General features: G+C 70.4%; 23 protein-coding genes and 3 pseudogenes. 14 read left to right on the forward strand and 12 right to left on the reverse strand.

Annotated features, from left to right (window positions below):
* Positions 1–127 precede the first annotated feature (127 nt).
* Both MXD62_RS39710 and MXD62_RS12360 read left to right on the forward strand, forming a co-directional pair.
* Positions 128–1933, forward strand: coding sequence for a histidine kinase (locus MXD62_RS39710; RefSeq protein WP_248829416.1), 1806 nt, complete (start codon positions 128–130; stop codon positions 1931–1933).
* Entirely contained in the window at positions 1840–2424 is a 585-nt protein-coding gene (locus MXD62_RS12360; RefSeq protein WP_248829440.1) for a response regulator transcription factor, read from the forward strand. Before MXD62_RS39710 ends, MXD62_RS12360 begins: the two co-directional genes overlap by 94 nt.
* 90 nt (positions 2425–2514) lie before the next feature.
* On the opposite strand, the gene MXD62_RS12365 is transcribed toward MXD62_RS12360, so the two are convergent.
* Both MXD62_RS12365 and MXD62_RS12370 read right to left on the reverse strand, forming a co-directional pair.
* Positions 2515–2937, reverse strand: a complete 423-nt coding sequence (locus MXD62_RS12365; RefSeq protein WP_248829417.1) for a hypothetical protein — start codon at positions 2935–2937, stop codon at positions 2515–2517.
* A 310-nt stretch (positions 2938–3247) separates the two neighbouring features.
* A complete protein-coding gene (locus MXD62_RS12370; RefSeq protein ID WP_248829418.1) occupies positions 3248–5401 on the reverse strand; it encodes a diguanylate cyclase in 2154 nt (717 codons plus the stop codon).
* A gap of 872 nt (positions 5402–6273) precedes the next feature.
* On the opposite strand from MXD62_RS12370, the gene MXD62_RS12375 reads away from it, so the two are divergent.
* Positions 6274–7683 carry an APC family permease gene (locus MXD62_RS12375; RefSeq protein WP_248829419.1) on the forward strand — a complete coding sequence of 470 codons (1410 nt, stop codon included), beginning with the start codon at positions 6274–6276 and terminating at the stop codon, positions 7681–7683.
* 282 nt (positions 7684–7965) lie between these two features.
* On the opposite strand, the gene MXD62_RS12380 is transcribed toward MXD62_RS12375, so the two are convergent.
* Complete coding sequence (locus MXD62_RS12380) at positions 7966–8745, reverse strand: helix-turn-helix domain-containing protein (RefSeq protein ID WP_248829420.1); 780 nt, start codon at positions 8743–8745, stop codon at positions 7966–7968.
* 84 nt (positions 8746–8829) lie between these two features.
* Here MXD62_RS12380 and MXD62_RS12385 point away from each other — a divergent pair, with 84 nt between their 5' ends.
* Entirely contained in the window at positions 8830–9804 is a 975-nt protein-coding gene (locus MXD62_RS12385) for an LLM class flavin-dependent oxidoreductase (RefSeq protein WP_248829421.1), read from the forward strand.
* 256 nt (positions 9805–10060) lie between these two features.
* Positions 10061–10453 (forward strand): annotated as a pseudogene (locus MXD62_RS40670) (DUF4913 domain-containing protein); the annotation flags it as partial.
* Between the two features lie 59 nt (positions 10454–10512).
* On the opposite strand, the gene MXD62_RS12390 reads toward MXD62_RS40670, so the two are convergent.
* Positions 10513–11391 carry an NmrA/HSCARG family protein gene (locus tag MXD62_RS12390; protein ID WP_248829422.1) on the reverse strand — a complete coding sequence of 293 codons (879 nt, stop codon included), beginning with the start codon at positions 11389–11391 and terminating at the stop codon, positions 10513–10515.
* 190 nt (positions 11392–11581) lie between these two features.
* On the opposite strand from MXD62_RS12390, the gene MXD62_RS12395 reads away from it, so the two are divergent.
* From MXD62_RS12395 to MXD62_RS12405, 3 genes are all read left to right on the forward strand, one after another.
* Positions 11582–12529 carry a GlxA family transcriptional regulator gene (locus MXD62_RS12395; RefSeq protein WP_248829423.1) on the forward strand — a complete coding sequence of 316 codons (948 nt, stop codon included), beginning with the start codon at positions 11582–11584 and terminating at the stop codon, positions 12527–12529.
* A gap of 57 nt (positions 12530–12586) precedes the next feature.
* The gene (locus MXD62_RS12400) at positions 12587–12865 is read left to right on the forward strand and encodes a hypothetical protein (RefSeq protein ID WP_248829424.1); all 279 of its coding nucleotides are present in this window, start codon (positions 12587–12589) and stop codon (positions 12863–12865) included.
* A gap of 155 nt (positions 12866–13020) precedes the next feature.
* A complete protein-coding gene (locus tag MXD62_RS12405) occupies positions 13021–13284 on the forward strand; it encodes a hypothetical protein (RefSeq protein ID WP_248829425.1) in 264 nt (87 codons plus the stop codon).
* 13 nt (positions 13285–13297) lie between these two features.
* Here MXD62_RS12405 and MXD62_RS39715 read toward each other — a convergent pair whose 3' ends face one another.
* The 3 genes from MXD62_RS39715 to MXD62_RS12415 all read right to left on the reverse strand — a co-directional run bounded on the left by MXD62_RS39715 (position 13298) and on the right by MXD62_RS12415 (position 14418).
* Positions 13298–13432 (reverse strand): hypothetical protein, encoded by a 135-nt coding sequence (locus tag MXD62_RS39715; RefSeq protein ID WP_308301243.1) that lies wholly within the window; start codon positions 13430–13432, stop codon positions 13298–13300.
* Positions 13433–13644: 212 nt separating this feature from the next.
* Positions 13645–14067, reverse strand: a complete 423-nt coding sequence (locus MXD62_RS12410) for a DUF86 domain-containing protein (RefSeq protein ID WP_248829426.1) — start codon at positions 14065–14067, stop codon at positions 13645–13647.
* Between the two features lie 3 nt (positions 14068–14070).
* Positions 14071–14418 (reverse strand): nucleotidyltransferase domain-containing protein, encoded by a 348-nt coding sequence (locus tag MXD62_RS12415; protein WP_248829427.1) that lies wholly within the window; start codon positions 14416–14418, stop codon positions 14071–14073.
* A gap of 171 nt (positions 14419–14589) precedes the next feature.
* Between MXD62_RS12415 and MXD62_RS12420 the strand changes: the two genes are divergently transcribed.
* Together MXD62_RS12420 and MXD62_RS12425 are read left to right on the forward strand one after the other, a co-directional pair.
* Positions 14590–14895: a hypothetical protein gene (locus MXD62_RS12420; RefSeq protein WP_248829441.1), complete on the forward strand. Its 306-nt coding sequence runs from the start codon at positions 14590–14592 to the stop codon at positions 14893–14895.
* 146 nt (positions 14896–15041) lie between these two features.
* Positions 15042–16277: a CoA transferase gene (locus tag MXD62_RS12425; protein ID WP_248829428.1), complete on the forward strand. Its 1236-nt coding sequence runs from the start codon at positions 15042–15044 to the stop codon at positions 16275–16277.
* 323 nt (positions 16278–16600) lie between these two features.
* On the opposite strand, the pseudogene MXD62_RS12430 reads toward MXD62_RS12425, so the two are convergent.
* Positions 16601–16838, reverse strand: a pseudogene (locus tag MXD62_RS12430) (flavodoxin); the annotation flags it as partial.
* Between the two features lie 283 nt (positions 16839–17121).
* On the opposite strand from MXD62_RS12430, the gene MXD62_RS12435 reads away from it, so the two are divergent.
* Positions 17122–17826 (forward strand): hypothetical protein, encoded by a 705-nt coding sequence (locus tag MXD62_RS12435; RefSeq protein ID WP_248829429.1) that lies wholly within the window; start codon positions 17122–17124, stop codon positions 17824–17826.
* Positions 17827–17951: 125 nt separating this feature from the next.
* Positions 17952–19781 carry a serine/threonine-protein kinase gene (locus MXD62_RS12440; RefSeq protein ID WP_248829430.1) on the forward strand — a complete coding sequence of 610 codons (1830 nt, stop codon included), beginning with the start codon at positions 17952–17954 and terminating at the stop codon, positions 19779–19781.
* 239 nt (positions 19782–20020) lie between these two features.
* On the opposite strand, the gene MXD62_RS12445 is transcribed toward MXD62_RS12440, so the two are convergent.
* Positions 20021–20485: a flavodoxin family protein gene (locus MXD62_RS12445; RefSeq protein WP_248829431.1), complete on the reverse strand. Its 465-nt coding sequence runs from the start codon at positions 20483–20485 to the stop codon at positions 20021–20023.
* A gap of 82 nt (positions 20486–20567) precedes the next feature.
* A complete protein-coding gene (locus tag MXD62_RS12450; protein ID WP_248829432.1) occupies positions 20568–21254 on the reverse strand; it encodes a hemerythrin domain-containing protein in 687 nt (228 codons plus the stop codon).
* An 88-nt stretch (positions 21255–21342) separates the two neighbouring features.
* Between MXD62_RS12450 and MXD62_RS12455 the strand changes: the two genes are divergently transcribed.
* A complete protein-coding gene (locus MXD62_RS12455; protein WP_248829433.1) occupies positions 21343–22440 on the forward strand; it encodes a LuxR C-terminal-related transcriptional regulator in 1098 nt (365 codons plus the stop codon).
* Positions 22441–22551: 111 nt separating this feature from the next.
* Here MXD62_RS12455 and MXD62_RS12460 read toward each other — a convergent pair.
* A pseudogene (locus tag MXD62_RS12460) lies at positions 22552–22758 on the reverse strand (hypothetical protein); the annotation flags it as partial.
* Between the two features lie 9 nt (positions 22759–22767).
* Positions 22768–23697, reverse strand: coding sequence for a LysR family transcriptional regulator (locus MXD62_RS12465; protein WP_251081557.1), 930 nt, complete (start codon positions 23695–23697; stop codon positions 22768–22770).
* Between the two features lie 191 nt (positions 23698–23888).
* Between MXD62_RS12465 and MXD62_RS12470 the strand changes: the two genes are divergently transcribed.
* Positions 23889–24734, forward strand: a complete 846-nt coding sequence (locus tag MXD62_RS12470) for an LLM class F420-dependent oxidoreductase (protein WP_248829435.1) — start codon at positions 23889–23891, stop codon at positions 24732–24734.
* Positions 24735–24807 lie beyond the last annotated feature (73 nt).

Genomic DNA, 24807 nt, shown 5'->3' on the forward strand with positions numbered 1-24807 from the left:
CCGCTCCCGTCACGTGGGTCTGTCGGCACGGTGTCAGCCTGCGGCAGCGCCGATCCCGGTGGCCGCGGGCCGGCGTCACGTTCTCGGCCGGGTCGGCCTGTCCCCGCAGGTCGGGACACGGTGTCCCGTGACAGGGCCCGGCGGGAGGCGCCACGATCTGACGGTGGAGATCCCGGTCGCGCAGCGGCGCGGCGTCGCCCCGGCCGGGCCCGCGTCCTCGCGGGCCGAGAACGGGCCCGTCTCATCCCTGGCCGGGTCCGGGCCAGTGGCGGTCTTCGTCTTCGCGCTGACCTGCGCGGCGACGCTGACAGGCGCGACGCTGCATGTCGAGAACCTGGGCTCGCCCTCCGGGGCGGGGGTGACCGACTGGTGGCTGATGCAGACCGTCTCCGGCGGCGCCTTCGGCACGACCGGGGCGTGGCTCGCCTGGCGCCAGCCACGCCTCGCCGTCGGCTGGCTGATGCTGGCATCCGGCGCGCTGCAGGCGGTGTCGTTCGCGACGGTCGAGTACTGGGTCTGGGCCTTTGCCCGCGGCCCACGGGCGTTCGGGGCGACCACCGCCCTGTGGCTGGCGCAGTGGACCTGGATCATCGGCCTTTTCTCCGTCGCCCTCGTGCTGCCACCGCTGCTGCCCGACGGCCGGCTGGTCTCGGACCGCTGGCGCCCGGCCTTCGCCCTGGCCGTCCTGGCCACCGTCGCCGAGGGGCTGCGCTGGGCGCTGGCACCCGCGTCGGTGTGGGCGGCGACGCTGCCCCGGCTGGGCGTTGTCAACCAGGTCGCCGTCCCGGTCGCCGACAACGGCGCCGTCGTTCTCGGGACCACCGTGGCCGTGGTGGCCGCGCTCGCGGCCGGGATCGCGTCGCTCGTCGTACGCTGGCGCCGCGGCGATGGCGAGACCCGCCAGCAGCTGCGCTGGCTGCTGTTCGGCCTGACGACGAGCGTGCCGCTGTTCGCCGCCGGTTTCGCCGTCGGGCCGCTCGCGACCGCTGCCGCGATGCTGCCGCTGCCGGTTGCCTGCCTGGTGGCCGCGCTGCGCTACGGCTTGTGGGACCTGCGCGTCGTGGTCAGCCGCGCCGTCGTCTGGGCGCTGCTCACCGCCGTGGTGATCGGCGTCTACGTCGGCTGCGTCTGGCTGCTCGGGAGCCTGGCCGGCGGCGAGCGCGCTCGCCTGGTCGCGACCGTGCTCGTCGCCGTCGCCGCGCTGCCGGCGCACCAGCGGCTGCGGGCGCTTGTCAACACGCGCCTCTTCGGCCGGCGCGACGACCCCTACACGGCGCTGGCTCGCCTCGGCGACCAGCTCGAGGCCACCGGGGACGCCGAGACCGTCGCCCACCAGGCGCTGCCGGAACTCACCCGCATGGTCGCCACCGCGCTACACCGCCCCTACGTCGCGCTTGAGTTACAGGACGGCGCGGTGGTGCGCCATGGCGAGCCCACCGACGCGGTCGAGACGGTCCCGCTCGCGTTCGCGGGCGCCCCCGTCGGCCAGCTGGTCGTGGCGAGCCGGGAGGGGGAACCGAGCCGCTGGGAACGGCGGCTGCTGTCCGACCTGGCCCGGCAGGCCGCCGTCGCTGTACACGCCGTCCTGCTGGCGAGCGAGCTGCGCACCTCCCGTGAACACGCCGTGACCGTCCGAGAGGACGAGCGGCGACGGCTGCACCGGGAGCTGCACGATGGCATGGGACCGACGCTGGCCGCCGTCGCGCTGCAGGTCGAGACCGCCCGGGAGCTGGTTCCTGAACACGACGGCCAGGCCGGGCGTCCGCTCGACCGCGCGCTCGCCCAAAGGTGCTGCTCGCCGACGACCATCCCCTCTATCGCGAGGGACTCGGTGTCGCGCTGTCGGTCCTGCCCGACGTCGATGTCGTCGGCGAGGCGGCCGACGGGCAGAGCGCCGTCGCGCTGGCCCGCGACCTCGCGCCCGACGTGGTGATCATGGATCTGAACATGCCCGGGATGAGCGGCATCGAGGCCACCCGGCAGCTGGCCACCGCCTGCCCGACGGCCGCGGTGCTGGTACTCACCATGCTCGAAGGCGACGACGCGATCTTCGCCGCGATGCGGGCCGGGGCGCGCGGCTATCTGCTGAAGGGAGCCGACCGCGCCGAGATCAGCCGCGCGCTCACGACCGTCGCCAGCGGGGATGTCGTCTTCAGCGCGGGCATCGCCACGCGGGTCCTGGCCTTCTTCGCCGCCGGCGGCTCTTCGCTCGCGCCGTTTCCCGAGCTGACCGCCCGGGAGCGCGAGATCCTCGACCTTGTCGCGCAGGGGCTGACCAATGCGGCGATCGCGTCGCGCCTGTTCGTCTCGCCGAAGACCGTCCGCAACCACGTCTCGAACGTCTTCACCAAGCTCCAGGTCGCGGACCGCGCCGAGGCCGTCGCCCGGGCCCGCGACGCCGGTCTCGGCCGCCCGGCGGTCTAGTCGGCTGCGCCGGCCAGCCGTGATCAGGTGGTTCGACGACCGGCTGCCCGTCTCTCCAGGCGGGCCGGCGCCTGTCGGTCAGGGAAGGACTCAGCGGGCCCAGCGCCGCGTCGCGGGCGCGGCCAGGCAGCCCAGGACCACCGCGGAGATCGCCGAGAACGGAACGCCGGCCGACTCCTGGAAGACGACCAGCTTGAAGACACTGAAGCCGAGCTCCGCGATGGCCAGCCCACCGACAAGGCGGGCCCCCGTCCGCGAGCCGCGCAGCAGCTGGATCCCGCCGAGCCACCACAGCGGCAGCGCCACCGCGAACAGCGCCACGGCGACGAACCAGGCGCCGCCGGCCTGGGAGCCGAAGACCGCCCCGGCCACGGACGTGAGCGTGCCCATGGCGAAGCCGAGGACCGCCGGGACGACCGCGGTCACCGGGCGGCGCGCTGCCCACGAGCCTGCCTCGGGATGATCTACGATGCTCTCCGGCGCGGCCGGAGAGAGCGCGGCTGAGGACGTCATTTCTTTTCTCCCCTTGTGGGCCCGGGGCCTTTCCCCGGAACGCCTTCACAGTGCGTTCCTGGCCGTCCCGCCCACATCGCCCCACAAGCTCATTCCGCCCGGGACACCGAGTCCCAGCCCGGGCCCCAGGCCAAGCAGAGCCGCGGCGCCTCGCCTACATCACAAGGCTCGCGGGGTCGTGGCGCCGAGATCCCAGCAGGCCTCGCGGTCCGCAGCGGTCAGCTCACCGACGATGGTGATCGGCTCACGCGACCGCTTCCATCTCAGACCAGTCGTGATGGTCTCGACGCCACGGACCGCACCCGCGATGTCACTGTTGCCGCGGCTGACCAGGCAGTGCGGCTGGCGGTCCGAAGAACTGTCCTTGTCCGAAGCGGCAGCCATGGCGCGCCAATGTGCGTGCCTGCTCTCGGTTCTGGACGCCGGTGGCAACGACCGTGAGATCGAGGTCCCTGGCGAGGGCGAGCAGTGCCCGGCGGAGCAGGTCGGCCCGGTTGGCGCTCCCCGTCAGGCCGCCGGCGTAGGAGCTGTCGAACATGAGTATCTGGATCGGCAGCTCGTCGAGCGCCAGAAAGATGCTCTGGTTCCTGGCGATGGCGTTCAGCGCGAGGCGCAGGCCACGGGTGACGCATGTCCGCAGGCTGCGCGCGGCCTCCTCGTCGAGGCACTCCATGTCCGAAAGCTTGAGGATCAGGGCCTGGGTGGGGAGGCGGGAGGCCACCAGCACCGCCTCGACGTCGGGCAGTAAGTCACCAGCCGGCCTCGCCGCCGAAACGCCGACGCAGACGGCGACGTTCTGCCCTGTCTGCCTTCGGTAGTGGCCGATATCATGGCAGGCGCGGCCGAGGATCAACTGTTCGAGCTGTGCTCTTAGCCCCGCTCTGGTCGCGACCGTGGCCGTCTGCTCTGCCGTGAACGACCCGAGCGTCGGATGGTGCCAGCACGTTGAAGCCTGAAACGCGACCGTGTGATGGTGGGTCAGATCGACGATCGGCTGATAGAGGACATCGATGACGCCGCCGGCGGGATCGCCCCGCAACAACTGGGACAGCGCGAGTTGCGCCGTCGGCGACTGGCCGTGAGCGAAGATGTCAGGATCGTAGACGACCAGACTGTTTTTCCCCCGCCGCTTGGCTGCGTACATGGCGAGATCCGCCTGCTGGATCAGATCCTCGGCACTTATCGAGGATCCTGGCACGGCGACTGTCAGGCCAAGGCTCGCGTGAATGGCGCACGGCTGCCCGGCGAGAAAGCACGGTGCCCGGACCACCGCGGCCACCCTCTTGCCGACCGCCTCGGCGTCCGCGGCATCGTCCGCCAAAAGAACCGCGAACTCGTCGCCACCGAGACGGGCGACCGTGTCCGAGGGCGGTACGCAACCAAGCAGCCGCCAAGCGGTTATCCTCAGCAATTCGTCCCCGGCCGGATGACCCAGGGTGTCGTTGACAATCTTGAAGTCATCGAGATCGCAGAAGAGCAGAGCCAGCCGGCCGCGGGCTCGCCGAGCGACCGCCTCTTCCACCCGGTCACCGAACAGCACACGGTTCGCCAGCCCGGTCAGCGGGTCATGGAGCGCCTGGTGGTGCAGCTGGCGACGGCTGTGCTGAACCCTGTCCAGCAGCTTCTGGTTGTCCGCCAAAGTAAGCATCTGCCGGATCAGTACCAGCAGCACGAGCGCGAAGACGCCGTATATTTCGATCGGTTCGACCCGCGCCTCGGTTGACACCTGAAATCCCGCCAGCACGCCCAGCGCGGACAGCGGAACGTACGGGAGGAATATCCTCATCCAGCGTACGCCGGGTCCGGCCCGCCAGCCAGGCCACCGGACGCGCCACGAGGCCCTGCGGTCAGGAGCGGATTCAGGAATTAGGGGGGCAGCCGCAACTACAGAGCCAGTCGATGGCCGTGGTGGCGCGATGCAGGCAAGCCCGATCATCACAGTGCCAATGGCATTGGCGGCTTCGAGTTGCAGGGGCTCCGGCTGGCCGCTCGCGATGAAGTAGAGCGACACGTGCAGAAGTATGGTGATGGAGGCCAGCCCGCCGCCGAGCAATGCGAACGACTTCTTCTGGCGCGGGCGCCGGAACGCCGCTACGAGCAGGACGGTGATCAGTAGCAGGAGACATCCGATGCCGAACGCCAACAAGGCCGTGAGACTGGCTGGTGTGGGTGCTCGCGCACGCACCAGAGGCTGGAGGACGACCACCCAGCCGAGCAGGCTCAGCGAGCCGGCGAGGAGCACCGCGTCCATGACGGTGACAGTCCGCCAATGGGTACCGTGCTGGCCGGCTCGGCGCACCGGCTCGTCCTCCGGGCTGAGTGGGTCGGTGGGAAAAGCCAGCAGCGCGGCAACGGATGCTGGAATGAACGCCAGATACGCCGGCTCCGTCCCCGACAAGGGCGGCACCGGGCTCTGGCCCGAGAACAACGCCCTGACGGAAGTGATGACCAGGCCGGCTGCCACCGTGATCCATCCGGTGAGAAGGAGCAGTCGCCAACGTCGCTCGCCACCCCTCGCTCGCTGTGCCGACCACAGTTCGCACCCACCCTGGAACGCTATAGCGGCCATGCCGCAGGCGCGGACCACCAGGTCAGCGGTGCGCGAGGGAAGGATGAAGGAAGCGAGCATGACTGCGGGCGCGACTGCCGCCCACACACAGACTATTCGGCGGAAAACGGCCGCGCCGCAGTTCGGTGCGTCGCACTCCGCCGCGGCCGCTCGAGCGATCTCCGCGCGCGACATCATCCTCTCCGCCTGGGATCATTTCCGCCCATCTGGCCTGGATCGTCCTGCCAGCCGGAATGGATCGCCGCGACGAACCTCCCTCGGACCCATCCAACCGAAAGCAACGCCATATATACCCAGAGCGATGGCACGTACATTAGTACGGGCGGCCGAAGACCGCCAACGAGCCGAGGATGCCCGATACGCCCTCCGTGCGCTCCTCGCCCCGATCCCAGTGCCGATCAGACCGAAACGGCCTGGCGATCCACCCTGGAGCCAGCCACACAGCTCGTCCATGAGCTCCGGCACGCGCTCGGCATCCGGCCCGGTGTAGACCGGCGGATTGTCCGGCGCGGCGGGCACCCAGATCGGCCCAAGCCTGTACCGGCCAGGCCGCCATCCGAGCTGGGCAAGCTCCAACAGGCGGGCGGGCGGGCACGGTGTCAGTATTCGGCCCGGAGGACGCCGGCCCGGCTCTCCCGGCGGCGTGGCGGGCAGCGACCAGCCCGCGGATCAGGGGCAGCCACACGATGAACGGCCGTCCGACCGCTATCGGCCGGACGACGGCCAGCCAAGCCCGCGGGGACAGGACAACCGATGACGAGACGGCGGTGACCGGGCGAACGGCGCACGCCGCACAGCCCACCCTGGCGCGTGTCCTGAGCGGGCGGATGCTGTTGTTCCTCGTGCTCGGTGACGTCCTCGGATCGGGGATCTACGCGCTCACCGGGCAGATCGCCGCCGACGTCGGCGGGATGATCTGGGCACCGTTCCTGACCGCCTTCGCACTGGCGTTCCTCACCGGGACGGCCTACGCCGAGCTTGTCGGCAAGTACCCCCGGGCGGCCGGAGCAGCGCTCTACGCCAACGAGGCGTTCCGTCGCCCGTTTCTCACCTTCATGGTCGGCTTCACCGTGCTGGCCGCCGGGATCACCTCCACCGCCACGGCCGCGCGGGCCATTGGGGGCAAATACCTCGCGGAGTTCGTGGCGGCCCCGACGGTCGTCGTCGCGGTCGTGTTCATCCTGCTGACCGCGGTCCTCAACGCCCGTGGGATCGAGGAGTCGGCCCGGGTGAACCTTGTGCTCACCGTGATCGAGCTGACCGGGCTGTTGCTGATCGTCGGGATCGGCGTGCACGCGCTGGCTACCGGAGCGGGCGAACCGGGACGGGCCTTCGAGCTGCGTGCCGAGGGGCCTGCGCCGCTCGCCCTGCTCGCCGGCACGACGCTCGCGTTCTACGCGATGCTCGGCTTCGAGAACTCGGTGAACCTCGTCGAGGAGGCCCGCCGGCCGCGCCGGGACCTGCCCCGGGCGCTGTTCGGCGGCATGTTCATCGCCGGCACGGTCTACCTGTTCGTCGCGTTCACCTGCGCGATGCTGGTGGATCCCGACATCCTCACCGGCTCCGGTGCCCCGCTGCTGGAAGTGGTGAAGGCCTCCGACGTGCCGGTGCCGTCGAAGCTGTTCGCCGCGATCGCGCTGGTCGCGGTCGCCAACACCGCCCTGATGAACATGGTGATGGCCTCCCGTCTCGTCTACGGCATGGCTGCCCAGGGCACGATCCCGACCGTCTTCGCGCGGGTGCTGCCCGGACGACGCACCCCGCCGATAGCGATCGGCTTCGTGACGGCCCTGACGGTGGCGCTGGCCAGCACCGGCCAGCTGGCCGGCCTTGCCGACACCACCGTCCTGCTCCTGCTGCTGGTCTTCTTCGTCGTCAACACCAGCGCGCTGGTGTTGCGTCGCGAGCCCGTCCCGCCCGGCGCCTACCGTGCCCCCACCTGGGCCCCGGCACTCGGCGCGCTGTCCTGCGCGGCGCTGGCCACCCCGCTGGTCCACCGTGAGGGCACCGTCTACCTGCGCGCCCTCGGCCTGCTCGCGCTCGCCGCCGTCCTCGTCCTCGCCCAGAAAGTTGCCAGCGGTCGGTTCCGCGCGTGTGAGTTATCCGGTGCCGCCAGACCGCCCCGTCCCAGTCGTGCGGATCTGATGGTCCTGTCACCGCCTGAGGAGACCCGGTAACGCGTCAGCCCTTGTGCATCGGCGGCTGCTACCGGGACGGGTGCTGGATGTCAGCCTCGACGGGGACGTCAGGACGCTGGCCATGCCGGACGGGCACCTGGTGCGGGAGCTCATCGTCGCCGTCGATGGTGAAGGAGGTACTCGAACTGTCCGCCGGCACGTGTGATCACGACCGTCTCCCCGTTCTGCGCGGGTGCCCTTCGAGGGGCCTCGTCCGCTGACTGTGGCGGGAGGCGGCCTGGAGTTCGCTGTGCTCGACGACGACGGCCGGAGCAAGGTCGGCTACATGTTCCCGGGAGCCTGACCGGGAGTCGCGGGAGACACCGCCCCGGCGGCGACCGAGAGGGCCTTGGCCGTCGCCGGGTCGACCGGCAGGAACGCCTCCAACTTCAGCTCGGCGAGGGTCACATCGACGGCGGTGGCGAAGGTCGTCACGGTCGTCATCAGGCGCAGCTCACCGCGCGACGACCCCAGGTGAAGCGGGACGGCGAAACCGAGCTGCCCGTCGGACGGCGCCAGCTCGGGGACGTACCTCGTAAGTTCGGCGCGCAGCTCCGCCACGTGGCCAAGGCGCGCCAGGATGTGGCGCGCCCATTCGGCGAAGTTGCGGATGCGGGGCGCCAGGCCCTCGGGATGCAGCGCGAGGCGGTAGATGTTCTTGCCCGGACCGACCAGCTCGGGCGCCGCGCCCTCGGTGATCAGATCGAACGCGTCGTTCGCGACGACCAGGTCGCCGTTACGGTCCACGACCAGCGCCGGGTACGGCAGGTGCCCGCGGACGATGTGGTCGATCGCGGTGCGCACAGGGGCCAAAACCGGGTCGTCGAGCGGGCTCTGCGGGTAGACGGGCGCGTACCCGGCAGCCAACAGCAGCTCATTGCGCTCCCGCAGCGGCAGTTCGAGTGACTCGGCCAGGCGTACGACCATGTTCCGGCCGGGAACGGACCTGCCGGACTCGATGAAGCTGAGGTGCCGCTGGGTGGTGCCCGCCCGCAGCGCCAGGTCGAGCTGGCTGAGATGCCGGCGGGTACGGCGTTCGCGTAGCGCGCGGGGGAAGTCCACGGACCTGTTCTACCGGCAGTGGCATCCCGCGCCATTCCTTACCGGGAATTGTCGCTGTCCGCCCCGGTCACAAGCATCACTGCCATGGACATCGGTGTACTGCTTCCGACCGGAGCCGCCCAGTGGGGCGCGGACGGGGACCCTCGAGAGCTGGTCGCGTTCGGGCGCAGGGCCGAACGCCTGGGTTTCTCCTCGCTCTTCGTCAATGACTCGCTGATCAGCCCGCGCATCGAGGCGCTGACGATGTTGGCCGCGCTCGCCCCGGCGACCGAGACCGTGACCCTGGGAACGGCCGCGCTGCTGCCGTTCCTGCGAAGGCCGATCCAGGCCGCGCAGTCTTTGGCGTCGATCGACCTGCTGTCCGGCGGCCGGCTCACGGTGACGGTGGGCGCGGGCTTCCCCGGCCGTTTCGGACGACCCTTTTACACCCTTTCCGAAGTCCCGTGGGAACGGCGCTTCGCCCGGCTGGACGAGACGGTCACGCTGTGGCGGGCACTGTGGAACGGTGCCGACTCCTTCCACGGCGAGATCCTCAGGTTCGCCGACATCCCGCCCGCGACCAGGCCGTTCCAGGCAGGCGGCCCGCCGATCTGGCTCGGCGGCGCGACCCCGGGCGCGCTGGCCCGCACCGGCCGGACGTACGACGGGTGGCTGCCCTATCCGCCCGACCCCGCCGACTACGCGTCCGGGCTGCGGAACATCCGCACGGCGGCGGCCGACGCCGGCCGTGTCGCCGAGGACATCACACCCGCGCTGTTCGTCTCGATACGAATCGATGACAACGTCGAGCGCGGCCGGCGGGCGCTGGACGACTACGCGCGGGCCGCCTACGGGATGCCGCTGGAGGAGCTGGAAAAGATCCAGGCGGTGGTCACCGGCTCCGCCGACCAGGTCCTCGAGGGCTTGGACCGGTACGTCGCCGGCGGCGCACGCCACATCGTCACCCGCCTTGGTGCTCTGGACCTGCGCTCCCAGTTCGACCAGTTGGAGCGGATCGGCGCCCTGATCCCCGCCCTCCGGGCATCAGCGGATCACGCGGCCGCACCGGGAGCGTCCTGATCATCCGTGAGGCCTCACATGACCAGGCTCGCGGCGGTGGTGGCACCAAGCTCCCAGGAGACGCTCACCGACGCAGCTCCCACCGCTGGCTGTCGCGGCCGGGCTGGCCAGCAGCGACGAGATTCTGGTGGATCTGCTCGCCCGCCGTCTTGCCCGGGTCGCTTGTTACACGCTTCCGGCCGCCCGTGGCCGGGCTGCCGCCCTGCGCGTCCACCTGGCATCGGAGTTCACCTGGCGGAGGGCGGGCTCGGCACTGATGCGGGCACTGCATCTGCCCTCAGCCCCGCTCCGCGCCGTCAGTGTGGCACCGCCCCGCGCCACCGGCACGCCGACGCGTACCGCGGAGGCCAGCGACGCCGAACCAGGCAGCGACGATTCCGTCGAGCTGGCCTTTCCTGACGTGGGGTCGTTTGTCCGCGAATTCCTCGCGCCTTCGTTCGGCCGGCCGCTTGACGCCGACCGCCGCTGGTGTCCGCGCTGGTTCGAGCACACCGAAGCCGTGCTGCGCCTCGAAGCGTTGTGGCGGTCGTTCGAGTTTCTACGGCTTGACCCGAACACCGGGATCGCCGTGTGGCTGCGCGACCACCTCGACCACCAGTTGCCCCAGCTCACCTCGGCCACCGGCCCCTTCGCCCGCTGCGGGTCCGGCCACCGACCCGACGCTGAGTTCCCTGTCCAAGACCCGCCGCTGGACTGGCGCGCCGGCTGTCAGCCGGGTTGGATTCCGCCCTCGAACAGTTTGGCGAGTTTCTCCCGGCCCCGGCCGGACATCCAGGTCTCGAAATCAATCAGCCCCGAATGGAGTGCCCGGGCGGCGGGGATGTCGACGCCGTACCCGCCGTGACCGTTCAGGAAGATCGCCACGTCAGCGACATCCGCACTCTGCCGACGGACAACGTCGACCGGAACCTGCACGTAGTGGATCTTGTGGCCGGTGGTACGGCTGAGCGCCTCGGCTGTCTGCCCCGGCCGGAGCGCGTCTCCGGCGATCCCGACGGCCCTCCCCAGATAGCAAGCCGGATCGGCGAAGGCGAGCGCGACGAAAGCGCCGATATCGTCGAGGGCGATCAGTTGTTCGGGGATGTCTGGCGCGAAGGGCGTGGCCAGAGTTCCGGTCTGCACTCCGAATGCTGGGTCCGCGTAGTTCTCCATGAACGAGACCGGGCGCAGGATCGTCGCCGGAATGCCGATACGGCGTATGTGTTCCTCGATCGCCCACTTGCTCGCGAAGGCACGGCCACCGCCGCCGCGCTCGACACCGGCGACCGAGGCGTAGACCAGGTGCCGTGCCCGGGCGGCCGCCGCCGCGTCCGCCACATTCCTGCCCCATCCAACCTCGTCCTCAAAGGGCACTGGCGGGCTGCCCAGCGCACCTTGCTGCACGCTGAACACCCCGTGAACGCCCTCGGCGGCGGCATCCAGCGACCCTCGGTCGTCCAGATCGCCCGCGACGACCTGTGCGCCGGCCTCGGCCAGCCGCCGCGCGACCATGCTCGTCGGGTTGCGGGTCAGAGCCCGTACCCTCCATCCGTCAGCGAGCAGCCGCGTGGCGGCAGCGCCCCCCTGTTTGCCGGTGGCGCCCGTCACCAGGATCGTCTTTGCGGCCCTGTCAGCCACCAGATCCTCGTTCCGGGTGCCGCCTGGCGCCCTGCCCCGACCTGTCGTCTCGTCGTCTTCGCGCATGATGCAAGACTCCTGGACCTGGCCAGCGCCAGACCCTGGCCGGAGCGCCGCTGTCCGCAGGTTTTGGGCCAACTTCTCTGGCACCATCGATGACATGGGCCTCCACCGCGTCGCGGCCTATGCCCCACCAGGCGCGACCGCGCTCGGCCTCGGCATCGCCAACGCGACTTTCGGTCCTCGGCCCGGTGTTCCCGGGTTCGACTTCGCCGTCTGCGCGCGGCGCCCCGGACCACTCCAGACCGACCTCGGCCTTCCGCTGACGGTGCGCCATGACCTCGGACTGCTGGCGACGGCCGATATGATCTTGATCTTGCCGGGAGTGGAGTACCGGGTCGAGTCCTCGGACCCCGTCCTGCCTGCGCTGCGCGCGGCCCACGACCGGGGCGCGACCATCGCCGCCCATTGCGTCGGAACCTTCGCCCTGGCAGCGGCAGGTCTGTTGGACGGCCTCAGGGTCACCACCCACTGGCAGTTCGCCGACGAACTCGCCGCCTGCCACCCTGAGGTGACGGTCCAGCCGGAAGCCCTGTACATCGACGAAGGCACGATCATCACCGGAGCGGGAGCCGCGGCCGGCATGGACATGTGCCTCCACCTCATCCGCCGCGAGCACGGCGCCGGACTAGCGAACAAGATCGCCCGCGGCCTGGTGATCCCGCCACACCGCGAGGGCGGCCAAGCCCAGTACGTCAGCGCCCCGGTGCCCTCGGACAGCGACGACCAACGTCTGGCCGCCGTCCTCGCATGGGCTCGGGCGCACCTGAGCCATCCGATCTCCGTCGATCTGCTGGCCGCCCGGGCACTCATGAGCCGACGTTCATTCGCCCGCCATTTCAGGTTGGCCACCGGGACGTCCCCCCACGCGTGGCTACGGAACCAGCGCCTGTCCCTCGCCGAGGAACTGCTGGAGACAACCAACCTGTCCATCGAGCAGATCGCGGATCGGGTCGGCTACCGCAGCGCGGCCGTCCTGCGCGAACAGTTCGCCCTTCGTCGCGGGGTATCGCCCAGCGAGTACCGCCGCGCTTTCAGCCATTCCTGACCGCCGCACGGCCTCCCCTCCCCCCGCCGCGATCAGGCGTCCGACAATCTGCGTCACGTGCTCGGCCCCCGGCTGGGCTTCGGGGGGCAGCGCGAGTTGCTGGGCTGGGAGACCGAGCACTGCCTGAATGCCGCCCGCCGGCGCCGGAAGCGCGCCCAGCTCGGAGTGGACCTGGTGCTGTTCTGTGGCTCCAGCTTCGGTGCGCTCGGGGTGTTCTGGTCACTGGCCGCTCCGGTGGCATGGCCACTGCTGGCCGTGTCGCTCATCGAGACTGCCGCGCCCGTCCTGCTCGCGGTAGAGATCATCCGCTGCGCGGACACGGCCCGGTCATCCTGAAGGGGTAGCAGCGGAAGATCCGCCCGATCGTCGGCCCGCGTGCCCGCGTGCCCGCCGCATCGGGTCGGCGCTGTCAGGACTGATCGCCGGCGTACGTCCCTGGTCCGACCCTCGGGAGGGTAGGCGCGAACGCCGAAGTGAAGGTGTCGGCGATCGTGGCCGCTATGGTCGCCGGCGCGGACAGCATCGACGAGCTACAGGTAGTAGATCTGGTCACAGAAGTGTCACGAACTCAGATACGTCGATCGATCACGCTGGGCCAGCCAGCTACGCCCTCACGGGACGGGCACAGCCGACTTCTCTGGATCATTGACCTTCTCCCCGACAGCCTGGCCGGTCTGATCGAGGCCTGCACCGCACACGGCATCGAGGAGATTAGGGAGGTCCTCGAACTGTCAACCACGGCTCGGGGCCGCTGAGCCCCATGCGCGGCTAAGGCATCAGGCTCGCGGCGGTGGCGGCGCCGAGCTCCCAGCAGGCCTCACGGTCGGCGGCGGACAGCTCGCCGATGACGGTCAGCGGGTCCCGCAGGCGCCTCCACTTCAGGCCGGTCGTGATGGTTTCCACGCCGCGGACCGCTCCGGTGGTGTCGCTGCCGCCGTGGACGTACAGCGCGTACGGCCGGGCGGCGGTCGCCTCGAGGCACGGGTAGTAGATCTGGTCGCAGAACTTGCGAAAAGTCGCATGCTCATACGGTCACGCCACGTGTCGCACGAGGTTCGCCGGCACGGGCCGCGTGGCAATCGTCCAGGTCGGGCGCGACTACCCGCGGGCCCCGGCTACGCCCCCGAGGCAGACACGTACACCGCTATCTGCCGGACGAATTCGTCAAGGTCGTCGAGGGCATCCAGTCGAGCAACGACGATCTCATCGTTGACCGCGATGTAGTCGTGGACGAGGACGTTTCGGAAGCCGACGGCCTTGCGGAGCGTCAGTGCGAGCGTCGCGGCCAGCGCTCCATGGTCGCCGAGGAGACGGATCGCGTCACCGTTGTCCGCCGGCGGTCCCCAGCCCTGTGTCGCGCAGATGTGCTGCGCGACGTCGACACAGGCCTCGATCGCCGTCACGAAGGTGTACTTCACCCCGCGCAGCCAGATCGGGTCCGCGCGGCGCTCGTCGTCGGCGCCCGACTCGAAGCGGAGCACAGACAGATCGTCGGTGATCGCGCGGAGCAGGCGTAGCACCCGGGCCTCGTCGACCACCGGTTACGCGCTCCGGCCCAGAACAGCCGCGGCGAACTCCCGGTGGGCCCGAGTGATCCGCGGAAGTTCGTCGAAGTAGATCTTTCTGGTCATCGCCTCCCAGCGCACCCGCGCGGCCCGGTCCTCCTCGAAGAGCAGCCGCCCGCCGGCCGCGACCCTGCCCGCGAGCTCAAGCGGCGCGCTGTCAAGGACGAGGAGGTCCACGCCGGGCGGCAGAAGGAGGTCGAAGGAGCTCGGAGGCCGAGGCACGCCGAAGAAGGCTGCGACATCGATGTCCGAGTCCGCCCGCTGACACCCGACGGCGCGGCTACCGTGCGGATAGGCGAACTGGGCGCCCGCCTGAAGCAGCACGGCGACGGCGTCGCGCGTCGCGCGTCGCGATGGTAACGGGCGTCTCGTCCATGCCCCGATCATCCCAGACGCAACAGCCGCGCGGCACTCCATGGCGACCGGGACCCCGGACACCGCCCAGCCAGCGACTACCGGGGGACGCGGCTGGTGGGCGCCCTGGTCCGCAGAGGTGTGCCGGTCCGCTTCCACGGCGACTTCGACTGGCCGGGAGTCGCGATCGCGGGGCCCGCGCATACGTGCTCTTGCCCGAGCCAGGCAGGCCGCACATCATCACGACGAGGCCACGCTCTGTCCCGACGAGGTCCGGGAGAAGAGCCGCACCATCCACATCGGCGAACATCACTGCGCCGCTACTATGGCGCATCGTCCCACCCGACGCTCGGGCCGGCCTCCCATCCGAGGACAACCCGTCATCGCCTCACCGCAGGGCCGACGTCAGTCGCCGGCCGCCGGCGGCCTCCGCCGCGACAGCGCTAGGCATCGGCACTTGGTCAGCCCGGGACGAACCGGCAACTATTTGATCATTATAGTCACCGCAGCGGCTGGTCACGCCCAGGACCTTTGCCCAGAGCCTGAGCCGAGGCGTGTTTACTGCCTGACAGACGGTGTGTGATGCTGGTCAAATGCCCGACGCATGGCTTTCCGCGACGCTTCCGGTGCTGGGGCTGGCGACAGCCTCCGTGGAGGCGGTGCGGCTGGCGGCCATCCGAGCCGGGGCGACCGGCCCGGTCACCGACGCGGATCTCGACCTCGAGCGCGTCGCCGCCGCCTTCGCCAGCGACCGTCTGTTCCGGGACGGCGACGCGCGCGCGGACGCCTTCGCGCCGCTGTCCGGCTTCTTCCGGACCGAGGACGGGTACGTGCGGACCCACGCAAACTATCCGCACCACCGCGACCGGCTCCTGCGGATCCTCGGACTGGCCGAACCCGACCGGGAAACGGCCGCCAGGGCAATAGCGGCCCGCTCCGCCGCGCAGCTTGAGGACCAGGCGGCGCAGGCCGGCGCCATCGCCGTCCGGGTCCGGACCGAGGCCGAATGGCGAGCCTCGGCTCCCGGCGCGACCGCCACCACCGGGCCACTCGTGCGCACCACGGAACGCGACGACGACGCCGCACTCACCCTGGCGGGCGGCGCGCTGCCCCTGGCGGGTCTTCGGGTACTCGACCTCACCCGCGTCCTCGCGGGACCGGTCTGTGGACGGACGCTCGCCCTGCTCGGCGCGGACGTCCTGCGCCTGGACCCGCCGGTTCCCGCGGAGATCAGCTGGCAGCACCTCGACACCGGCCAGGGCAAACGCTCGGCGCTCCTGGACCTGCGTACCGACCTGCCGCGCGCCCAGGAGCTTCTCGGCCGGGCCGATGTCCTGGTAACCGGCTACCGGCCCGGCTCCATCGAGGCCTTCGGCCTGCGGATGCCCCCCGGGCTGATCCGCGCCCGGATCAACGCCTGGGGAGACACCGGCCCATGGGCAGGGCGGCGCGGATTCGACTCCATCGTCCAGGCTGCGACGGGCATCGCGTTGATCGAAAGCGGCGACGGCGTGACGCCCGGCGCCCTGCCCGCGCAGGCGCTCGACCACGCCACGGGCTACTTCCTCGCGGCGGCGATCATCGAAGCGCTGGCGGCGCGCGCCGCCGACGGCCGGGGCCGCGACGTCGCCGCCTCCCTCGCGCGCACCGCGACCTGGCTCCTCGACGCCCTCGGCCGCGACGCCCATCATCCGCCGGCCGCCGCGCCCCTTGCCGCGGCGGCGGTCACCCATGGCCAGGTCACCACCGCGCGCCCGGCGATCCCCGGCTTCGACGACTACCCCTTCCCCGCGCACTCGTGGGGTGGCGACCAGCCCACCTTCCGCTGACGGGGCCAGGCCGGCGCCGCGTCCGACCGCGATCTCGTCGCCGGAAGACTCCGCCGGCCGGGAGTAGATCTCGCGCCGTGCAGCACCAGCTCCCGCATACCTTGCCTGGGGACGGATCTGGATCGCCGTGACCACCTCCGACGCGGCCGCGCTGTCCGCGCTGTCCGCGCTGTCCAGGTCGCCGAGAACGGCAAGCGGGTAGACACGGGTAGTAGGTCTGGCCGCAGAAATGTGCCGAACCCTGGTCACGGGACTGTCACTCCACGCAACCATCCGTCAGGCCGGGGCGGAACGCGCAACGCAGGAGGCGGGGTGCTGGTCGGCTATGGCATCAGGCTCGCGGCCACCGTGGCCCCCGACTCCCAGCATGCCTCTCGATCGTTCGCGTCCGGCATGCCGAAGTACCGTCACCGGCTCGCGCAACCGCTTCCACTTCAGACCGGTGGCGATCGTCTCCACGCTTCGGACCGCGCCTGTGGTGTCGGAGCCGCCGTGGACGTACAGGGCGTATGGCCGGCCGACGATTGCTTCCAAGCAAGCGTAATACGCTTGGTCGAAGAACTTGCAGAAAGTCAGATGCGTCAATCGGCTACGTGACGTGTCGGCGAGGGCGCGCGTCAGTGCCACCCACGAGGAGTTCACCGGGCTGGTGCCCGCCCAGGTCGATCCCACCGAATGCCCCTCAGGCGGCTGAACGCTCTGGTCTCGCCGCACCCCTATGGCCTGGAGCGCAAAGCGGTCCATTTGCGCTACCACATTGCGGGAATATGCGTTTTATCGCTAGCATCGCGTTATGGGGCATGTGTCGGTGGGGCTCGGCCCTGGCTGCGGGAAGTGGGGTTAGATGGCTGACCTGCGAGGCAGCACAGACGACGGCGGTGACGACGCGACCCGTATCCGTCCGAAGCAAGAGACCGTCATCCTGCCGGGTTCGGTCGGGCCACCCGGACCGGTACGTCAGCCGGCGAAAAACCGTGTGCAGCCCGATCCGGTGGCGGAGAAGGGCGTGGGCGCGCCACCGCCAGCCGACGGCGTGCCACCGACGCCGGTAGCGGGTGTTATCCGGTATGGCCCTGGGGTTCCGGCCGTCCCGTCGGCGGGTCAGGGCGGGCGGGCTGCGGAGCAGATCTGGGGTGAGGGTGCGCCGCCGAACCGCTCGGCGCGGTGGCGTCGGCTGGGTGGCTGGGCTTTCACCGCGCTGTTGATTGTGACTTCTGGTGTTGTGCTGTTCGCGCGGTTTCATCATGCGCCGTTTAGCGTGACGGACGCGGCGGTGTCGGCGAAGAAAACGTCGGGGTGTCGGGCGGATGTGACTGCTCGAGTGAAGACCAACGGTGCCGCCGGCACTATCACGTACCGGTGGCAGTTCACCCCGGGTGGGGAGCAGGCGTCGACGTTACATCAGTCGGTTTCGCGTGGGCAACATGCCGCGGACCTGGTCATCACTCTTGAGGTCGCTGGTCATGGTGGTACGACGCAGACCGTGGTGCTGCAGATTCTCGACCCTGACCCGCGGACAGTGTCGGTTCCGGTCGCGCTCACCTGCTGACCGCGCACTAGACCGTCAGCATCAGGAAAACTGGAATGTGAGCGCACGGTCGCTTATACACTGCGCCGACATGGTGTGGCGCGCCGGCCCCGCGAGCCGCCCGATGCAGGTAAGAGGGGATACCGATGGCTGCATGGACCGTGCCCGGCTACACCGAGCTCAGGGAAATCGGTTCTGGTGGTTTCGGCCGGGTCGTCCTCGCCCGGCATGAGGCATCCGGTACACCGGTGGCCATCAAGTATCTGCGGGCCGACCTGCGCAAGGATCCGATGTTCACGCTGATGTTCCGCGACGAGGCGGCGGTGCTGGCGTCGATCACGGATCCGAATGTGGTCCGGCTCTACGAGTACGTCGAGTCGGCAGCGGGCGCCGGGATCGTGATGGAGCTGGTCGAGGGCGTTTCGCTGCGGCAGATCCTGGCCGAGCGGGGTGCCACGACGCCCGAGGCTGCCCTGGTCGTGCTCGAGGGTTCGTTGTTGGGCCTGGCTGCCGCACACCGACGGGGTGTGGTGCACCGTGACTACAAGCCGGAGAACGTGCTGGTCGACGCCGAAGGCACCAGTAAACTGACCGACTTCGGTATCGCCGCGCGTTCCGGTGAGCGACCCCCACCCGCGGGGACGCTTCGCTATGCCGCGCCCGAGCAGCTCGCCGGGGCCCCCGCGAGCCCCTCCGGGGATGTGTACGCGGCCACCGCCACGTTCTATGAATGTCTCGCCGGCCATCCGCCATTCACCGGGACGCGCGAGGAGTTACTCCGTCAGCACACCACCGAGCCCGTGCCCCTGGATCCGCTGCCCGAGGCGCTACGGCCACTGATCGTGGCCGGGATGGCTAAAGATCCCCGGTCCCGGCCCGCGGACGCCGCTAGTCTGGTCACGAAACTGCGGTCCGTCGCGTCACATGCCTACGGCGCGGAGTGGCGGCGCCGCGGACGCTCTCACCTGGGCGAGGCAGCCCTGCTCCTCGCAGCACTGTGGCCAATCGGCGTGGGGGCTGCCCAACAGGGCACCGCAATGGGCTGGATCCACCTACCCCAACAGGCGCTACAGTCACGCCCTCGCTGGCGTTCGGCGCCGCGCCTCTTGCAGGCCGTCATCACGATAGCCGGAATCGCGGTCATCGCCGCCGTCGTCATACAGGCCATCCACCCGTCACGTACTCGGCCCGCCGATGCCACACACCCGATCACGTCCGTATCGCCCATGCCACGCATCCAGGCGGCCGTCTCCTCTAGCTCCGCACCGGTCGACGGCTATGTTCACGTCCCTTACCAGAGCGGCTCGGGCATGGACGCCCAGATCAGCGGCGAGGTCATCAACGCGATCAGCGGCGAGGTCGCCACCCTGTACTCCCAGGAGTTTCCTTTCACCGATGCGCCGGCTCCCGTCGCCTCGGTCCCGCTCAACCCCACCGGCTCAACCGCCGGTTACAATTTCCACCTCACACCAAACCTGGCTACCCGCTACACGGTCAAGGTATTCCGGACGAGCACCGCGAAGACTCCGCTGGCAACCTCGCCAGCCAGCACGGTCTACGTCACCCGTGGATCCCCCCTGGATCCGGCCTCGCAATCCACAAACAGCTGCGCGGCTGGGCAGTGTCATTTCACCATGACAGTGGTGTTCAGCGTCCCGCCGGCGGCACTGAGAACCGAGATGTCCCAGGCCAGATACACGTATTTCGCTGTCAACTACGGGACTGACTCCACGACGCCGATGCCGGAAACGCTGCGGCTGGGGGCCGGCAGCCCCGTCATCGGCGCCCCGCAGCAGATCTCCGCCGACAGGTACAAAATCACGGTAACCGTCTCCTATCCGGGACAGGGCCTGCACGAGAACGCGGGGGTCAGAGTCTGTTCGAAGGATGCCGTGGCGAAGGATGGCATCGGACTCCCCGGCAGTCATGGGTGTGGCGACCAGACCATTTCATTCGATGCCGACTACCTCGGCTGACTCGGATCCACTCGGACAGCGACGGCGAGGCAACCCGTACCTGTCCGGATCAGGAGATCGTCAACCGGTAGCGGGTCTCTGTCGCTGAGAAGCAGAGCCCGCGTCTGAGGGCTGCTTGGTGACAGCGGTGCCATCGATCTCGTGTGCGCACCGCCAGATGCAGCCATCGGGTTGGTCTGCAGTCCTGTGGTCAGGATCGGATGCGACGCCGGTAGCCCCACCGTGTGGTGCCGCCCGAGTCACGCGGGCATCAGACTGGCCGCGACCGTGGCCCCGAGCTCCCAGCAGGCCTCGCGTGCAGCGGCATCCGCCTCGCCGACGAGTGACAGGGGCTCGCGCAGGCGCTTCCACTTCAGCCCGGTGGCGATGGTCTCGACCCCGCGGATCGCACCGGTCGTGTCGCTGCCGCCGTGCACGTAAAGCGCGTATGGCCGGCCGATGGTCGCCTCAAGCACGGGATAGTAGATCTGGTCGAAGAAGTGCTTGAGCGCGCCGCTCATGTAGCCGATGTTCGCCGGCGTGCCGAGCACGTAGCCGTCCGCGGCGAGCACGTCGACCGCTGTCGCGGCCAGCGCCGGACGGACGACGACGTCGACGCCCTCGATCGCGTCGTCCCGGGCACCGACGAGCACCGCCTCCAGCATCGCCTGCATCGTCGGCGACGGCGTGTGGTGGACGATCAGGAGCGTCGGCATCGCGGCCATGTTATTGCCCCGGCCTCACCGTGCCGACCGGTCGGCACGGTGACGGGCGTCGTGACGATCCGTCGCGCAGGGCTCCGTGCGGTCAGCCGTGTGCCGCTGCGGCGGCGGCAGCGACCGCGCGCACGTCGGCGAAGGCGGCGGGGTCCAGGACGCGCTCTCCGATCTGGAGGAGTCCCTGCAGGACGGGCGGGGGCGCGGTGGCGGCCAGCCGGGCGACCAGGGCGTGCCGGGTGGGCCGCTCCAGGGCGGGGAGCATGTACTGCAGCGTCGTGGCCATCACCTCCGGGGTCGTGTCGGCCATGAAGCGGGCGCGGGTCACGGCGATCTCCTCGTCTCCACACAGTTCCCAGACCCGCGCCATGACCGCGGTCTCCTCGTCGTGCAGGTGGGGGAGGTAGCTGGCGACGAAACGGGCCAGGTCACGGTAGAGCCCGAGCCCGGCCGAAGGGTTGGGGGCCGCGAGCACGGCGATGAACCTGTCGTCGAGGTCGCCGAGCAGGTCGTCGAGGTCGCGGTGCTGCTCGCCGGCCGGTTCGGTGGTCTGCGGGTCGACGTCGTCGAGGATGCGCAGGATGTGCCGGTCCTCGTGCTCGGTGTGGGCGCGCAGCAGGTCGAGCAGCGGCCACCACCGCTCGCCGAGGGCCGCCACCTCGGCGGGGTCCGCCCAGTCGGTGCGGCCCGCCTGGACGGTGAGCTCGAACAGTCCCAGGCGCAGCGCCTTGTGGATATGGGTGAACAGGTCGTCGCGGACGAGCGTGTCAGCAGTCATGGCAGTGAAGGTACGAATCCCCCGGGCCACCCGCCTATCCCAGATATGAGGGGTTGGCCCGGCGGGTCGGCATGGTCATCCTGGAACCGTGAATCTGTGCGAGCGGGTCCAGGCGCTGGCGGCCGAGGGCGCCGACCTCACCGCCGTGCGCGGCCGCCTGGACCGCATCCTGCGCGCGAGCGTCCCGTACGACATCGCCGCGATCTCGACCGTGGACCCCGCCACCATGCTGTGGACGAGCTGCTTCATCAGCGGACAGCCAGCCGGCGACGAACGGGACCGGGAGAACGTCCTCTACGAGCTGGAGTTCACCGGCACCGACCTCAACGGCTACCGCGACCTGGCGGGCGGCGGCCGCCTTGTCGGCCGGCTGCACCAGACGACCGGCGGGGACCTGACCAGGGCGAAACGCTGGGAGCCGCTACTGTCGCGGCTGTCCTGCGTCGACGAGATGCGGGTGATCCTGCGCTCGGGCGCCATGACCTGGGGAACGCTGACGCTCTACCGCACGGGCTCGAGCCGGCCGTTCAGCGACCGGGACGAGGCGTCCATACGCGCCGCCCTGACCGCCATCGCCGACCTGTTCCGCCTCACCATGCTCCGCGCCGCGCTCGCCTCGCCGGGAAGCGTCGAACGGCCGCCGGGCCTGCTGATCGTCACCGCCCGCGGCGAGATCGAGTCGGTCACCGACGACGGCCGCGCCTGGCTCGCCACGCTGGACGACCGGGGCCGGCTGCCCAGCGTCGTGCGGTCCATCGCCGTGGCCGCCGCCACCGGCAACGGCCTCGCGCGCGCCGCGCTGCCGGCCCGCGACCGCCGCTGGGTCGTGCTGCACGGCTCGCCGATGCCCGGCGGCGACCCGCCGACGATCGCCGTCATCATCGAGGGCGCCCGCCCGATCATCGTCAGCGAGGTGATCGCCGGCGCCTACGGCCTCACGCCGCGCGAACGCGAGGTCATCGGGCTCGCCGCCCAGGGCAGATCCACCCGGCAGATGGCCACCGCGCTGGGCATCTCCCCCTTCACCGCGCAGGACCACCTCAAGGCGGTGTTCGCCAAGACCGGCGTGCGCACCCGCGCCGAACTGGTCGCCGCCCTCTACGTCCAGCAGTACGAGCCCCGCCGCGCCAACGCCAGCCAGCCCAGCCCCTACGGCTGGTACCTCGACGATCAGATCCCCGCCTGAGCCAGGCCGACCGACGTGGGCCGGCAGAGTCGGGCGATCACGCGGGAAAGGTACCGAGCAGCGTCCTTGCGGCAGATCCCATGAGCCGGACTTCCACCCGCGAGGCGGGCCTTACAGGCCCTGGACGGCAGTCGACGCCGTGATCGGGACCGGGCCGGCCGTCTGGGCGTCGGGGAGGGTGTCGGCAGGCAGCGGCGGCGGGGTGGGGAAGGGACGGCTCGGGATCTCCCTGCGCAGCACCGGGGCGATGTCGCTCTGGAAGAGCTCCATCGTCTCGCGGTGCTCCTTCGGGCTGAGGCCGTCCGCGTCGGCGTGCAACGGAGCCGATCACAGTGACGGGTCGCACTTACCAGCCTCGGCCGCGGGGCTGGAGCAGGCACGGCAGATGTCGGCGAAGACGTCGACGAACGGTCGGTTGTCGACCGTTCGCCAGACGACGGCCAGTTCGCTGGGCGGCAGTCCGCTGACCGGCCGACAGACGACGTCGTCGCGGTGGTAGATCTCGGCGTTGCCAGCGGAAAGCAGGGTGATCCCTGTTCCAGAGGCGACCGCTTCGAACGACTCCTCGGCGGTCTCGGCCTCCCCCGCGATGACGGCCGGGGACCGCCGGGCCGCCGCCCCGAGCCAGAAGTCCCGCTGGGCGCCGGCCGTCCTCGGCAGCGCGACGAAGGGCTCATCGACGAGATCGACGAAAGGCACTATGGGCCGACTGGCCAGGCGGTGTCCGGGCGCGAGCGCGACCCAGACATCTTCCCGCGCCACGACCCGCCAGGAAAGCGCGCCGGTGTCGGGTACCGGCAGCCAGGCGATCGCGACATCCACCTCGCCCTGGGCCAGGCCGACCGTGGGGTCGGCCCAGGAGACCTGGCGGAACATCAGCTTCCAGCCGGGAAGCCGCTGTCGCATCCGCGCGGTGATGGCTGGGATGAGCCCGCGACCGATCCGCGTCTGAAAGCCGACCCTCACTGTCGTCCCGGCCTGGGCCGACGCCTCCGACACCGCGAGCAGCGCCGCCTCCCAGTCCTCGGTGAGCTGCCGGGCATAGGGCAGCAGGGCCTCTCCGGCCGGAGTCAGCCGGACCGTCCGCCGGTCCCGATCGAACAGGACGGTCCGCAATGACTGCTCCAGCTGGCGGATCTGCTTGCTCAGCGCCGGCTGCGAGATGAACAGCCGCTGGCTCGCCGCCCGGGTGAAGCTCTGTTCCTCGGCGACCGCCACGAAGTAACGGAGGTCCCGCACATGCACATCCATAACCATTGGTTATAACAACGGGTCTTGGACCGACCCGGAGGAGCCAGGCACGGTGGTCTGGCGGACAGGACGCGCCCGGCCGGGTGAGGTCCACGAGTGGGACGCCGCCCGGGATCGTCGTCGCCGAGGCCGAGGCTCCGGCCGGCTGAACGGCCGGCGAGGTGACGTCCCAGCAGAGGCTTTCGAGGAGCGCGAGCGTGGAACTCGGTGTCAATGGTCTGAACGCGAAGGCGACGGCCGGCCCGGAGGCGACCGTCCGCCTGGCCCGGCTGGCCGAGGAGCTGGGGTACCGCTCCTGGTGGGCCGGTGAGCATGTCGTCCTGCCCAGCCCTCGGGTGCCGGCATCGCCGATGGAGGCGACGGACCCGATCCTCGACCCCCTGGTACACCTGACCTACGTGGCGGCGGCCACTCGGCGGCTCGAGCTGGGCACCGGGATCGTCATCCTTCCCCAGCGCAACCCGCTGGTCCTGGCCAAGCAGGTGGCGAGCCTGGACGTACTGAGCGGAGGGCGGGTGCTGCTCGGCGTCGGCGCCGGCTACCTGGAGCCGGAGATGTCCGCCATCGGGGTGCCGATGGCTGGCCGCGGCCGCCGTACGGACGAGTATCTGGACGCCATGACATCGCTCTGGCTCGATCCCCTGCCCTCCTACCGCGGGCGGTACGTTTCGTTCGGGAACGTCGACGCGCACCCACGGCCCGTACGCCCGGGCGGACCGCGCATCGTGATCGGCGGTCACAGCCCGGCCGCCTACCGGCGCGCGGTCGCTCGCGGGCACGGATGGTTCGGCAACGGTACGGCCGCCGACCTGGCCACACACCTGTCCGGACTGGCCGCGGCGGCAGCCGAGGTGGAGCGGCCGGCCCGACTCGGCCGCCTGGAGATCATCTATATGCAGCTTGATCCGGTCGAGGTCGATGCGGGATCAGCTCGCCGGTATGCCGATCTTGGGGTCGACCGTCTCCTCGTGTACCCCCTGCCGCTCGAGTCGGAGAGTGACGTCGCCGCCTTCCTGGAGCGGCAGGCCTCGCTTCCCCGCTGAGGTGAGGATTTCCGGTGTGGGCTGGGTCGGCGGCGGGCGTGGCTGACCGCGCCGGGTGGTCGGGCCCGGCGTC

The organism is Frankia sp. Mgl5, assembly GCF_023242985.1.
Taxonomy (GTDB): Bacteria; Actinomycetota; Actinomycetes; order Frankiales; family Frankiaceae; genus Parafrankia; species Parafrankia soli.

Coding starts and splice junctions, on each gene's coding strand:
- MXD62_RS12435 (WP_248829429.1), top strand. CDS start 17,122: ATGGCTGACCTGCGAGGCAGCACAGACGACGGCGGTGACGACGCGACC.
- MXD62_RS12425 (WP_248829428.1), top strand. CDS start 15,042: ATGCCCGACGCATGGCTTTCCGCGACGCTTCCGGTGCTGGGGCTGGCG.
- MXD62_RS12450 (WP_248829432.1), bottom strand. CDS start 21,254: ATGACTGCTGACACGCTCGTCCGCGACGACCTGTTCACCCATATCCAC.
- MXD62_RS12440 (WP_248829430.1), top strand. CDS start 17,952: ATGGCTGCATGGACCGTGCCCGGCTACACCGAGCTCAGGGAAATCGGT.
- MXD62_RS12395 (WP_248829423.1), top strand. CDS start 11,582: ATGGGCCTCCACCGCGTCGCGGCCTATGCCCCACCAGGCGCGACCGCG.
- MXD62_RS12385 (WP_248829421.1), top strand. CDS start 8,830: ATGGACATCGGTGTACTGCTTCCGACCGGAGCCGCCCAGTGGGGCGCG.
- MXD62_RS12465 (WP_251081557.1), bottom strand. CDS start 23,697: ATGGTTATGGATGTGCATGTGCGGGACCTCCGTTACTTCGTGGCGGTC.
- MXD62_RS12445 (WP_248829431.1), bottom strand. CDS start 20,485: ATGGCCGCGATGCCGACGCTCCTGATCGTCCACCACACGCCGTCGCCG.
- MXD62_RS12365 (WP_248829417.1), bottom strand. CDS start 2,937: ATGACGTCCTCAGCCGCGCTCTCTCCGGCCGCGCCGGAGAGCATCGTA.